Annotated in this window: 14 protein-coding genes and 1 rRNA gene; 14 read left to right on the plus strand and 1 reads right to left on the minus strand. The window is 41.1% G+C overall.

Going from position 1 to position 12,068, the window contains the following annotated elements:
* From rrf to rsmI, 12 genes are all read left to right on the plus strand, one after another.
* Nucleotides 1-89, plus strand: a 5S ribosomal RNA gene (gene rrf / locus ACIQXR_RS19785); the annotation flags it as partial.
* Between the two features lie 252 nt (nucleotides 90-341).
* Entirely contained in the window at nucleotides 342-560 is a 219-nt protein-coding gene (locus tag ACIQXR_RS19790) for a sigma factor G inhibitor Gin (RefSeq protein WP_402875864.1), read from the plus strand.
* Between the two features lie 182 nt (nucleotides 561-742).
* Nucleotides 743-2,212, plus strand: a complete 1,470-nt coding sequence (locus ACIQXR_RS19795; RefSeq protein WP_402875866.1) for an aminotransferase class I/II-fold pyridoxal phosphate-dependent enzyme — start codon at nucleotides 743-745, stop codon at nucleotides 2,210-2,212.
* A 39-nt stretch (nucleotides 2,213-2,251) separates the two neighbouring features.
* Nucleotides 2,252-2,887, plus strand: a complete 636-nt coding sequence (gene tmk / locus ACIQXR_RS19800) for a dTMP kinase (RefSeq protein WP_402875868.1) — start codon at nucleotides 2,252-2,254, stop codon at nucleotides 2,885-2,887.
* A 111-nt stretch (nucleotides 2,888-2,998) separates the two neighbouring features.
* Nucleotides 2,999-3,328, plus strand: a complete 330-nt coding sequence (locus ACIQXR_RS19805; protein ID WP_402875870.1) for a cyclic-di-AMP receptor — start codon at nucleotides 2,999-3,001, stop codon at nucleotides 3,326-3,328.
* A gap of 24 nt (nucleotides 3,329-3,352) precedes the next feature.
* Nucleotides 3,353-3,793: a YaaR family protein gene (locus ACIQXR_RS19810; RefSeq protein ID WP_402875872.1), complete on the plus strand. Its 441-nt coding sequence runs from the start codon at nucleotides 3,353-3,355 to the stop codon at nucleotides 3,791-3,793.
* 13 nt (nucleotides 3,794-3,806) lie between these two features.
* A complete protein-coding gene (holB, locus tag ACIQXR_RS19815) occupies nucleotides 3,807-4,805 on the plus strand; it encodes a DNA polymerase III subunit delta' (RefSeq protein ID WP_402875874.1) in 999 nt (332 codons plus the stop codon).
* A 1-nt stretch (nucleotide 4,806) separates the two neighbouring features.
* Nucleotides 4,807-5,637, plus strand: coding sequence for a competence/sporulation regulator complex protein RicT (gene ricT / locus ACIQXR_RS19820; RefSeq protein ID WP_402875876.1), 831 nt, complete (start codon nucleotides 4,807-4,809; stop codon nucleotides 5,635-5,637).
* Between the two features lie 14 nt (nucleotides 5,638-5,651).
* Nucleotides 5,652-6,026: a DNA replication initiation control protein YabA gene (yabA, locus tag ACIQXR_RS19825; RefSeq protein ID WP_402875877.1), complete on the plus strand. Its 375-nt coding sequence runs from the start codon at nucleotides 5,652-5,654 to the stop codon at nucleotides 6,024-6,026.
* 176 nt (nucleotides 6,027-6,202) lie between these two features.
* A complete protein-coding gene (locus ACIQXR_RS19830) occupies nucleotides 6,203-6,946 on the plus strand; it encodes a tRNA1(Val) (adenine(37)-N6)-methyltransferase (RefSeq protein ID WP_402875879.1) in 744 nt (247 codons plus the stop codon).
* Nucleotides 6,933-7,193: a GIY-YIG nuclease family protein gene (locus ACIQXR_RS19835; protein ID WP_402875881.1), complete on the plus strand. Its 261-nt coding sequence runs from the start codon at nucleotides 6,933-6,935 to the stop codon at nucleotides 7,191-7,193. Before ACIQXR_RS19830 ends, ACIQXR_RS19835 begins: the two co-directional genes overlap by 14 nt.
* Before the next feature lie 3 nt (nucleotides 7,194-7,196).
* Nucleotides 7,197-8,078 carry a 16S rRNA (cytidine(1402)-2'-O)-methyltransferase gene (gene rsmI / locus ACIQXR_RS19840; RefSeq protein WP_402875883.1) on the plus strand — a complete coding sequence of 294 codons (882 nt, stop codon included), beginning with the start codon at nucleotides 7,197-7,199 and terminating at the stop codon, nucleotides 8,076-8,078.
* A gap of 44 nt (nucleotides 8,079-8,122) precedes the next feature.
* Here rsmI and ACIQXR_RS19845 read toward each other — a convergent pair whose 3' ends face one another.
* A complete protein-coding gene (locus tag ACIQXR_RS19845) occupies nucleotides 8,123-8,407 on the minus strand; it encodes a transition state genes transcriptional regulator AbrB (RefSeq protein WP_402875885.1) in 285 nt (94 codons plus the stop codon).
* A 615-nt stretch (nucleotides 8,408-9,022) separates the two neighbouring features.
* Between ACIQXR_RS19845 and metG the strand changes: the two genes are divergently transcribed.
* Together metG and ACIQXR_RS19855 are read left to right on the plus strand one after the other, a co-directional pair.
* Nucleotides 9,023-10,984: a methionine--tRNA ligase gene (gene metG / locus ACIQXR_RS19850; RefSeq protein WP_402875886.1), complete on the plus strand. Its 1,962-nt coding sequence runs from the start codon at nucleotides 9,023-9,025 to the stop codon at nucleotides 10,982-10,984.
* Nucleotides 10,985-11,181: 197 nt separating this feature from the next.
* Complete coding sequence (locus tag ACIQXR_RS19855; protein ID WP_402875888.1) at nucleotides 11,182-11,949, plus strand: TatD family hydrolase; 768 nt, start codon at nucleotides 11,182-11,184, stop codon at nucleotides 11,947-11,949.
* Nucleotides 11,950-12,068 lie beyond the last annotated feature (119 nt).

A 12,068-nucleotide genomic window follows, 5' to 3' on the forward strand; every position in this document is an offset into this window, starting at 1 on the left:
CCCGTTCCCATTCCGAACACGGCAGTTAAGCTCTTCAGCGCCGATGGTAGTTGGGGGTTTCCCCCTGTGAGAGTAGGACGCCGCCAAGCCATTTCAAAGGTCAGCCATTAGGCTTGGCCTTTTTTTGTGTGCAGAAAGAACGAGTTGCATTATGGAATCTGATCATTGAACTTCAAATGAGAAATTGTTTTTTATGAAAACAATCTCGGAGACGGGGAATTTTTATATAGACATACACCTAATGTAAGCCATTATCATACATTATTAAAAGCAGCCCCGAGTTCTCTTAAACTATTTTAATTCTATGTATGCGGACAATGGTTTTTGGGGAGAATGCAGCTATGGAGGTGGAGATGTTGGGGAAAACAACAACCAAAACAACAGCAGGGGAATCGTGCGTGGTATGTGAACAAGTAAAAGGCATGGGGATACACCTATATACGACTTTCATCTGTGAAGAATGCGAAAGGGATATGATTGGGACGGATACGAATGACCCCAGGTATAAGTACTATTTGAAACAGTTAAGGAAAATTACGAATCCGGAAATTTGTTCATAATGTAAGTAGTTGTAGATAGTTGTAGAGTTAGAGAATAAAGAAATGGCGATTTCTTTATTCTCTAACTCTTTTTCCATGAGGAGGGAAATGAACCGCTTGATTGAACTTTTACCTTTTAGATAAGATAATCTTGGACAAATTTGATAAAATGAAGAACATTATGATGTTGAAGGAAGAGGGAAATGAATCAATTACATACGCCATTGTTCGATGCGATGAGCAATTTATATAAAAAGGGACCCATTTCATTACATGTCCCGGGCCATAAAAATGGTCAAGTGTTCAATGAAAAAGGTCGTGCACTCTATAAGCCCCTACTTGGAATAGACGCTACAGAAATAAGTGGCCTGGATGATTTACACGCTCCAGAAGGTGTCATATTGGAAGCTGAGAGACTACTTGCTGACTTATATGGAGTCCAGAAGAGTTATTTTTTGGTCAATGGAACAACTGTAGGTAACCTAGCCATGATCCTTGCGGCCTGTGGGGAGGGAGACAAGGTACTGGTTCAAAGGAATTGTCATAAATCCATCTTGCATGGCCTGATGTTGGCAAATGTACGGCCTGTTTTTTTACAACCTATATTTTATCGGGAATGGGAAGTAGCGGGTGGCATCAGTTCAGATCTATTGGGTGAGGCCTTGGATGTACATTCGGATGCCAAGGCTGTCATATTGACCAACCCGAATTACTATGGACTTGCTGAAAAAGGATTGTCTGGCCTTGTAAAAATGGCACATGAAAGAGGTATTCCCGTGTTGGTAGATGAGGCACATGGTGCTCACTTTCAATTGGGAAGCCTTTTTCCCGACTCCGCGATACTGGTGGGAGCCGATGCAGTTGTACACTCAGCCCATAAAACATTGCCAGCCATGACGATGGGGTCCTACCTTCATATTCATTCTGATTTGTTGGATTTGGACAAGATGACTTTCTATTTACAAATGCTACAATCGAGCAGTCCTTCTTATCCCATCATGGGGTCTCTTGACTTAGCGCGCGGATATCTAGCATCATTTACAATAGAAGACCAAAACCAGCTCATCAAAAGGATTTCAGACTTCAGAGGGGAGTTGGGCAAGCTCGGCACGATACGAGTACTGGAGGCACCATTGGGAACGTCTGCCGACCCCTTGAAAGTCGTCATCCAGTCCACGACAGGCTTAAGTGGATTTCAGTTACAGAAGTTATTTGAAGGGGAAAACCTATATCCGGAACTTGCGGATCCCTACAATCTTTTGATGACTCTTCCTTTAGTAAAGGAAGAACAGGATTTTCCTTTTAAGGAAATCATCAAAAAAATCGAACGAGCATCAAGTGCGATGAAAGATAGATCAGGAGAACAAGATGAAGAAGTTGTTCCACAAAGTGCACTCGGTAAAAACGCCATGACGAGCCTTGCCTATCCATACTCTGTCATGAAACAAAAAAGTACGGTCCAAGTTGAGTTTGGAAAAGCAATCGGTGCGGTATCTGCGGAAATGGTCATTCCTTATCCTCCTGGCATCCCCTTGATTATGACCGGGGAAATGATTACATCAGAGCATATCGATAATTTAGGGAGACTGTTAGCATTGGATTCAAGATTCCATGGAGGTTCTTTCCTTTCAAGCGGGAAGCTGATTGTTTATGAGGGCAGCCAGGTTGGATAAAATGATATACTACAAACAAAGAACCTTGGAGGTACACCAATGAATCGTGGGATTTTTATAACAATGGAAGGGCCTGAGGGAGCAGGGAAAACAACAATCATTCACATGCTCGGGTACGCCCTCCAACAAGAAGGTTATCAAGTTTTGCTAACACGGGAACCAGGTGGCATCCCGATATCCGAACAAATAAGAGAAGTTATCTTGAATAAAGACAATACAGCAATGGATTCAAGAACGGAGGCTTTACTATATGCTGCTGCAAGGCGGCAGCATTTGGTGGAAAAAGTCATCCCTGCACTAGAAAAGGGGACCATCGTCCTCTGTGACCGATTCATTGATAGCTCTTTGGCCTATCAAGGCTATGCAAGGGGCTTAGATATAGAAGATGTATACAATATTAATAAATTTGCAATTGGTGACATGATGCCTGATGCGACGTTCTTTTTCGATATAAAACCTGAAGAGGGTTTAAGACGGATACAGTCAAACGGGGACCGTGAAGTGAATCGACTGGATTTGGAAGCTCTGGAGTTTCATGAAAAGGTATATGAGGGTTATCAGCTAACCATTAGCAGATGGAAGGATCGTTACGTTATCATTGATGCCGATCAATCAATCGAGGAAGTTTTCCAAGAAGCGAAGAATCAATTAATGATAGCTTTGAAGAAGAGATAACGGTACGCTGGGATTTCCATATTATTCAACTGCACCCTATTCCATGTAAGCACAAATTGTTATAATGGGAGTAAGGTAGTGAAAATTCATAGTAAGCGGAGGATGATGAGAATGAAAATGATCATTGCTGTCGTTCAAGATAAGGATAGCCATCGGCTGCTTAATGAATTAGTGGATCATAATTTCAGGACAACCAAGCTCGCCAGTACGGGTGGGTTTTTAAAATCAGGGAATACAACCTTTATGATTGGCACGGAGGATACACGTGTCGATCAGGCGATTGAGATAATCAAGCGGAGTTGTCAGTCGCGTTCTCAATTAGTCTCCCCGGTCTCACCAATGGGTGGCAATGCCGAATCGTATGTACCATATCCGGTGGAAATTCAAGTAGGCGGTGCAACCATATTTGTCCTGCCGGTTGAAAATTTTCTGCAATTTTAACGGCTAGATATATGGAGGTTCTTTATGAAAATCAACCATGACATACCTATTAATTTGGATAAAGCCCGGCAGGATAATAAACAAATGCAATCAGGTAATGGAAGGTTTCAACAACTGGTTCAAACACAGGACCAGAAGATGCAGGTTCAAACTTTGAATCGTTTAATCGGGGACATTGAAGGGGCAGGTCAGCGCCTAGTCCGATCCCGGACCTTTAGGGAACTAGCCAAATATAAGGCATTAGTGAAGCGGTTTGTGCGCGAAGCTGTTGAGTATGGTCTTGAACTGAAGCAGTCCACGAGCTGGAATCAATACGGACAGAGTCGACCATTGAAGACCGTGGAAACGATTGATGCGAAACTGATCGAGTTAAGCGAGGAAATTTTAAATAAAGAGAAGAGTTCGCTTGAGATATTAGAAATGATAGGCGAAATTAAAGGACTGCTGATTAATTTATATACGTAAGTGAGTGATGATGTTGGATAAAACATGGCAGGAAATGAGACAAATTCAGCCGCAGGTTATGACGATGTTGCAAAATAGCATCACGAAGAACAGAGTGGCTCATGCGTATATATTTGAAGGGGATACAGGTACAGGTAAGAAAGAGGTAAGCAAAACTTTTGCAAAAAGCTTACTATGCGAGAACCCGGTCGAAGGCTTTGAGCCATGCGGACAGTGTAAGAACTGCAAACGAATTTCTAGTGGAAACCATCCGGATATCCATTTGATTGAAAAAGATGGACTGTCCATTAAAAAGGAACAAATTAAGAGTCTTCAAGAGGAATTCTCAAAGAAAAGTGTGGAAGCCAATCGGAAAGTGTACATGATTACCGATGCGGATAAGATGTCAGTCGGGGCAGCGAACAGTCTCTTGAAGTTTTTAGAAGAACCTGTAGGAGATACGGTAGCCATACTGATGACCGAACAAGTTCAGCGCATTCTACCGACCATTTTGTCGAGGTGCCAATTGATCTCGTTTAAACCGTTATCACCGGAGAATGTCAAACGAAAGCTGATGGAACAGGACGTGGACCCACAGATGGCCGCTGTCGTCGCTCATTTAACACAGAATGTGGTAGACGGAATTGACATGAGTCATGATGAATGGTTTGTACAAGGCCAAAAAATAGTGGTAAAATTGTATGAAGTGTTAAAACAGAATTCCCTGAAGGCCTTATTGTTCCTTCAGACGGATTGGTTTTCGCACTTTAAAGATAGAGAACAGGTAGACAGAGGCCTTGATTTGTTACTTCTTATTTATAAGGATTTATTATATATTCAGTTGGACAAGAAGGACCTGATTGTATTTCAAAATAAACTGAAGGAATTTGAAACTCACGCTCTTCATCTTTCTCCGAGACGACTCGCTGAACATATGGAGTTTATTTTGGAAGCGAAAAGGAAGTTGATGTCCAACACAAATCCACAGCTGTTGATGGAACAGCTTGTGCTGAATTTGCAGGAGGGATCATGATTTGTATGATGTTGTAGGTGTCCGTTTTAAAAAAGCGGGCAAAATATACTACTTTGATCCGGGCGAATTCGCCATTCCCAAGGACGATTTTGTTATAGTGGAGACTGTCCGCGGTGTTGAATTCGGTAAGGTTGTTACAGCCCGTAAACAAGTAGATGAAAATGATGTTGTCCTGCCATTGAAAAAAGTACTTCGGGTTGCAGATGCGAAAGATAAGCTAATTGTTGAGGAAAACAAGTCTGCTGCAGAAGAAGCTTATTATATATGTTGTCAAAAGGTCGATGAGCATAAGCTGGATATGAAGCTCGTTGACGTGTCCTATACCTTTGATAGAAATAAGGTAGTGTTTTACTTTACTGCGGATGGTCGCGTGGATTTCCGTGATTTAGTCAAAGATTTAGCAGCCATATTCAGAACCAGGATTGAACTTCGACAGATTGGAGTCAGGGATGAGGCTAAAATGCTTGGTGGCATTGGACCATGTGGCAGAATGCTTTGTTGCTCGACATTTCTGGGAGACTTTGAACCTGTTTCCATTAAAATGGCGAAAGATCAGAATTTATCACTAAATCCTACAAAAATCTCAGGATTATGTGGTCGATTGATGTGCTGTCTGAAATATGAAAATGACGAGTATGAGAGTGCGAAGGAAATGCTTCCTGATTTAGGTGAGATGATTGATACGCCTGGTGGCAAAGGCAAGGTAGTGGGGCTTAATATTCTAGAACGCGTACTTCAGATTGAACTAATCGAGCAGGAAAGAGTATTAGAGTATACTTTAGATGAGATTCTAAAAGAGGGAGCCGTTTCTATTCAAGCCACAGATTATTAAGGTGGTGGGAGAGCGTGGATAAGAAAGATATTTTTGAGTCGGTTACCAATATGGAAGCCCAGATAGGCCAATTATATAAACAGCTTGGAGAATTGAAGGAGAATCTTGCGGAAATCCTCGAAGGAAATCAATCGCTCAAGTTAGAAAATGAGCACTTGCGTCATCGATTGGGCCTTGCGGATGCCGAGAGTGAACCTGTTTCTATAAAAGAGAAACAAAAGACGAAGAACCGTACTGAGAGTACGAATAAGGTTATGGATATAGGGGAAGGCTATGATAATCTAGCCCGTATCTATCAAGAAGGCTTCCATATTTGTAATCTGCATTTTGGCAGTTTACGTAAAGAAGGAGATTGCCTGTTCTGTTTATCTTTTTTAAACAAGAAGTGAAAATGGAATAATATAAAAGAATGTTCCATCTCTTTTACGTGATAGATAGACCGTTTACAATATATAGTGATTCGGGGTCTGACGCATACTATGAGTCAGGCCCTTTTTGTTACGAGTGAGGGTTAAAGTAAGGGCTTAATCCTGCTTTTTCTACATATATAGGAGGGTTAATAGCAATGGTAGAACTAAAAGGGGATGAACGGCTGGATTACCTGTTGGCGGAGGATTTACGGATCATCCAGAGTCCATCGGTGTTTTCTTTTTCATTAGATGCCGTTTTATTATCCAGGTTTGTAAGCGTACCGATCCAAAAGGGAAGGCTAGTGGATCTTTGTTCAGGCAATGGCGTCATACCCTTGTTGCTAAGCACAAGGACTAAAGGGTCCATTACGGGCATCGAAATCCAGGATCGCCTATATGACATGGCTCAAAGAACCATGGAGTATAACGGGGTTTCCTCGCAGATTGAAATGGTCCATGCTGATATAAAAGAAATCCCAAAGCAAATAGGATACAGTAAATATGATGTGGTAACGTGTAACCCACCGTACTTCCCGACTCCGTCCATTGAGGAAATCAATAAAAATGAACACTTTGCGATTGCCCGTCATGAAATCATGTGCACATTGGAAGACGTCATGCGTGTTTCAAGTCAGTTACTTCGTCAGGGTGGAAAAGCGGCATTCGTCCATAGACCTGGTCGTTTGATGGATATCCTACGACTGATGAGGGAGTATCGGATTGAACCGAAGAGGTTGCAATTCGTTTATCCAAAAAGTACAAAAGAGGCCAATACGATTCTCATTGAAGGAATTAAAGACGGAAACCCGGATTTGAAAATCCTACCTCCACTCGTTGTGTACAATGAACAGAATGAATATAATCCTGAAATCAGAAAGATTTTATATGGAGACGAATAGGCACTATTTCTACGTCTTAAAATGCAGCGATGATAGTTATTACGCGGGATACACCAATAATTTAGAACGAAGGATCAATATGCATAATCAGGGGAAAGGCGCTAAATATACGCGTGGACGGACCCCTGTGGAACTGATTTATCATGAAACGTTTGAAAACCAGACTTTGGCCATGAAGGCAGAATACCAGTTCAAGCAACTAACCAGAAAACAAAAAGAAAAGTGGATGGCAAAGGAGGAGACATAATCTATGTGGCAGCAAAAGAGTTTTGAAAAAGAGGGGTTGGAACCGGCTTTATATCTAGTCCCTACTCCTATAGGCAATCTTGAAGATATGAGTTTCCGCGCTCTTAGGATTTTAAAGGAAGCAGATGTCATAGCTGCCGAGGATACGCGAAATACAAAAAAACTATGTAATTACTTTGAGATTTCTACACCTATCGTCAGTTATCATGAGCATAATAAGGAAAACAGCGGACGGCAAATGCTTGAGCGACTTCGTTCAGGCCAAGTGATCGCTCTCGTCAGTGATGCCGGTTTACCAACGATTTCCGATCCAGGCTATGAACTTGTGAGGGAAGCAATTGCTGAACAGTTTAAGGTTATCCCCTTGCCAGGAGCCAATGCGGCATTAACGGCGTTGATTGCCTCAGGGCTTTCCCCTCAACCCTTTTATTTCTATGGTTTCCTAAAGCGGGGAGCAAAAGAAAAGAAACAAGAGTTGGAAAAGTTAAAAAAAATGGAAGCTACTTGGATTGTATATGAATCGCCTCACCGCTTAAAGGAAACCTTGAAACATATGCATGAAATCCTAGGAGACCGAAAAATAGTCCTATGTCGTGAATTAACCAAGAAGTTTGAAGAGTTTATTCGCGGTACATTAAGTGAGGCAATGAATTGGGCGGCTGAAAATGAGGTGCGCGGTGAGTTCTGTTTGATAATAGAGGGTGCTCAAGAACAGGAAGAAGACCCAGAAGAAGCATGGTGGTCAGCTTTCGACATTGTTGGGCATGTCAACTATTATATCGAAACGAAGAAAATGCCTTCAAAGGATGCCATAAAGCAAGTTGCAAAAGATCGAAATATGCAAAAACGCGACGTATACCAGGCATTTCATATAGATGCCAACTAAATGGACAAAAAAAACTTCCGATATTCGGAAGTTTTTTATCTATATTAGTTAGAAGTTGCAAAGTTTTGTTGAATTTCTTTAATTAACATTTCTGCACCTTCACGGCTAAGAATTAACTTACCATTAGCAAGTGTAAGATTGTTATCAGAAACTTCACCAGTTACTTGACAAGTCATGTTAGGTTTATATTTTTTTAAGATAATGCGCTCATCATCCACATAGATTTCTAAAGCATCTTTCTCAGCGATGCCTAATGTACGGCGAAGCTCGATTGGAATAACTACCCGGCCTAACTCATCAACTTTACGAACGATTCCTGTAGATTTCATTGAAAATTCCCCTCTCAAAATACAATTTAGTACCTTTTTCTATTTTTTTCGTCATTATTCGACAATTTTTTTTATAAATTTATAATACCAGCCATTCCCATATTCGTCAATGATTTATTTTCATTTTTCTGTAAGAGCTCATTATCGCTTTTTATAAAGGATACGAAAAGTAATAAAGCAAAAAAGCCTTAGTCCTAGCTTGTCTGCGGAACCATTTACTTCACCAAGATTCGACAAACTATGATAATGGAGCTCTATCTCTTCCCTATTATAAGAGTAATGTTATTTTAGTTTCAAATCAAAAATTCGGAATATAGGATAATATTCCTGTAAAACGTCCAAATAGAATGGGAGATGTTGCGCAAAATATGAATAGTAAGGTATATTTTGTTGAGGTAAGAGGAAATGCTGAAAATAGGGTGAAGACAACCTTGCAAGCATTAAGCACTGATTAGAAATTCTTTGCCTTTCATTCGAATTTCAGGATGAAATGATTGTTGATTCTTGTCGCATAGAATGACAGATAGGGTTAAAATAGAGATAATAGTTTTACTGTGCTCTAATTGGCAGGGGCAAGTCCTTAGCCAGTTTTGCAAATGATGAGGAGGCAATAAAATGCAGGAAAAATCAAATACATTTTATATTACAACACCCATATATTATCCAAGTGGTAATTTACATATAGGGCATGCGTATACGACGGTGGCAGGAGATGCCATGGCTCGTTACAAAAGGATGCGTGGCTTTGACGTTATGTACTTAACGGGAACGGATGAACATGGTCAGAAAATCCAGCGCAAAGCAGCTGAACAGGGCATCACACCTAAACAGTATGTGGACAATATCGTGTCTGGAATAAAAGAGCTTTGGAATAAGCTTGATATATCTTATGATGACTTCATAAGGACGACAGAAGACCGCCATAAAGAGGTTGTGGCAAAAATATTCAAGAAGCTGCTGGATCAGGGCGACATATACTTGGATCAATATGAAGGATTATATTGTACACCATGTGAATCTTTCTTTACGGAACGCCAAGTCGAAGAAGGTAATGGGAAATGTCCAGATTGTGGCCGACCAGTCGAGAAGGTTAAGGAAGAGTCATATTTCTTCAAGATGAGTAAGTATGCTGACCGTTTATTGAAGTTCTATGAGGAAAACCCTGAGTTCATCCAGCCTGAATCAAGAAAAAATGAAATGATCAATAACTTTATCAAACCGGGATTAGAAGATTTGGCCGTTTCTCGTACAACTTTTGACTGGGGAATTAAAGTACCGGGAGATCCGAAGCATGTCATTTATGTCTGGATTGATGCGTTGACTAACTATATTACAGCTTTAGGGTATGGGACGGATGATGATTCTAAATACAGGAATTACTGGCCGGCGGACGTTCACCTAGTAGGGAAGGAAATCGTTCGTTTCCATACCATATACTGGCCGATCATGTTAATGGCTCTCGATATGCCGCTTCCGAAAAAGGTATTTGCCCACGGCTGGTTGCTTATGAAAGACGGCAAAATGTCGAAGTCAAAAGGGAACGTGGTCGATCCGGTTACATTGATTGATCGATACGGTTTGGATTCCTTACGTTATTACCTTCTTCGTGAAGTCCCATTCGGTTCTGACGGGGTATTTACTCCAGAGGGATTTGTAGAACGGGTTAACTTTGACTTAGCGAATGATCTAGGTAATTTATTGAACAGAACCGTAGCCATGGTCAATAAGTATTTCGACGGTGTGATTCCAAACTATCAAGGGTCGAATGGCGAATTTGAAACAAACTTGCTTGAAATGAATCAAGATACGGTACATAAATATGAAGAAGCCATGGAAAAAATGGAATTCTCCGTTGCCCTTACGTCCATTTGGCAGCTTGTGAGCAGGACCAATAAGTTCATCGATGAAACCCAACCGTGGATGTTGGCTAAAGATGAAGCCAAAAAAGGGGAACTTGCAAGTGTTATGGTCCATTTGGCTGAATCTTTACGCCGGACAGCCGTCCTATTGAAACCATTTTTAACGCAGGCACCGGAAAAAGTCTTTACTCAGCTAGGCATTCAGGATGAGAACTTGAAGACATGGGATAGTCTCAGCGAGTTTGGATTAATTCCTTCCGATACAAGAGTGTTAAAAGGGGACCCTATCTTCCCGCGTTTAGATATGGAAGAGGAAGTTCAATATATTAAAGAACAAATGCAGGGTGGCACGTCCAAAGAGGAAGAAAAGGAAGAAGTCGAAATTCCGGAAGTTGATGAAATCACAATCGATGATTTCACAAAGGTTGAGTTGCGTGTAGCGCAGGTAATGGAAGTCGAGCCCGTAAAAAAAGCCGACAAACTGCTTAAGCTACAGTTGGATCTTGGGTACGAGAAGCGGCAGGTCGTATCCGGGATTGCTCAGCACTACAAACCAGAAGAATTAGTAGGGAAAAAAGTGATATGCGTGACCAATCTTAAACCAGTGAAATTACGTGGGGAGCTTTCTCAAGGAATGATTTTGGCTGGCAGCCAAGATGGCGTCCTATCTGTTGCTACAATAGATGCTTCCATTCCTAATGGATCGAAAGTGAAATAACTAAAAAAAACATAAAAGTGTTTCATATGAAACACTTTTATGTTTTTTATTTATATGCCCCAGTGCAGCAGGCATCTACTGAGACCATTCTTTAGTCCCTGCCTTCAGGGAGGGACTATGTAATCTTTTTGTTACCTAATTGAGAAACATAAAACTCTCATTACGAAATAAAATAGTGCTAGAAAGGAAGAATAAACATGCTTTTCGATACACATGTACATGTAAATGCAGAGCAATTCAATGAAGATCTTGAAGAAGTCATAGAAAGAGCGCAGGAAGCGGGCGTAAAAAACATGGTTGTCGTCGGCTTTGACCGCCCTACCATCACTAGAGCAATGGAACTAGTGGAAATATATGATTTTATGTTTGCGGCAATCGGTTGGCATCCTGTTGATGCAATAGATATGACGGAAGAAGATCTCCAGTGGATTGAAGAACTCTCCGCACATCCTAAGATAGTTGCTATAGGGGAAATGGGCCTTGACTATCATTGGGACAAATCGCCGAAGGAAATTCAAAAGGAAGTTTTCAGAAAACAAATACGCCTAGCAAAAAAGGTAAAGTTGCCTATCATCATTCATAATCGTGAAGCAACCGCAGATACCGTGAGCATATTAAAGGAAGAAGGTGCTTCAGAAGTGGGAGGCATCATGCATTGCTTTAGTGGTAGTGCCGAAACAGCTTTGGAATGTATCGATATGAACTTTTATATTTCATTGGGGGGACCCGTTACCTTCAAGAATGCGAAGAAACCAAAAGAAGTAGCAGCAGCTGTGCCATTGGATCGTCTATTAATTGAGACGGATTGTCCTTACCTAGCACCCCATCCCTTTAGAGGAAAGCGTAATGAACCATCCTATGTGAAACTCGTCGCCGAGCAAATTGCAGACATCAAGCAACTTTCCGTGGAAGAAGTATCCCAGGCGACAACGAGTAATGCCAAGAAATTATTCGGCATTAATTGACATCATTTTGGGTCACGTTCTCCCGGGATTTGCTATTTAGAAAGCATTTTTTGAAGTTTCTACAAATCTCTCTCCCTACATAGGTGTTTTATGTCGATAAGTCACCCTTTCCTTTTCTA

The sequence above is a fragment of the Peribacillus sp. NPDC097224 genome, assembly GCF_044761985.1.
In the GTDB taxonomy this organism is placed as follows: Bacteria; Bacillota; Bacilli; order Bacillales; family DSM-1321; genus Peribacillus.

Excerpts from the sequence above, each read along its gene's own strand:
- ACIQXR_RS19790 (WP_402875864.1), top strand. The coding sequence starts at position 342 with ATGGAGGTGGAGATGTTGGGGAAAACAACAACCAAAACAACAGCAGGG.
- ACIQXR_RS19795 (WP_402875866.1), top strand. The coding sequence starts at position 743 with ATGAATCAATTACATACGCCATTGTTCGATGCGATGAGCAATTTATAT.
- tmk (WP_402875868.1), top strand. The coding sequence starts at position 2,252 with ATGAATCGTGGGATTTTTATAACAATGGAAGGGCCTGAGGGAGCAGGG.
- ACIQXR_RS19805 (WP_402875870.1), top strand. The coding sequence starts at position 2,999 with ATGAAAATGATCATTGCTGTCGTTCAAGATAAGGATAGCCATCGGCTG.
- ACIQXR_RS19810 (WP_402875872.1), top strand. The coding sequence starts at position 3,353 with ATGAAAATCAACCATGACATACCTATTAATTTGGATAAAGCCCGGCAG.
- ACIQXR_RS19830 (WP_402875879.1), top strand. The coding sequence starts at position 6,203 with ATGGTAGAACTAAAAGGGGATGAACGGCTGGATTACCTGTTGGCGGAG.
- ACIQXR_RS19835 (WP_402875881.1), top strand. The coding sequence starts at position 6,933 with ATGGAGACGAATAGGCACTATTTCTACGTCTTAAAATGCAGCGATGAT.
- rsmI (WP_402875883.1), top strand. The coding sequence starts at position 7,197 with ATGTGGCAGCAAAAGAGTTTTGAAAAAGAGGGGTTGGAACCGGCTTTA.
- ACIQXR_RS19845 (WP_402875885.1), bottom strand. The coding sequence starts at position 8,407 with ATGAAATCTACAGGAATCGTTCGTAAAGTTGATGAGTTAGGCCGGGTA.
- metG (WP_402875886.1), top strand. The coding sequence starts at position 9,023 with ATGCAGGAAAAATCAAATACATTTTATATTACAACACCCATATATTAT.
- ACIQXR_RS19855 (WP_402875888.1), top strand. The coding sequence starts at position 11,182 with ATGCTTTTCGATACACATGTACATGTAAATGCAGAGCAATTCAATGAA.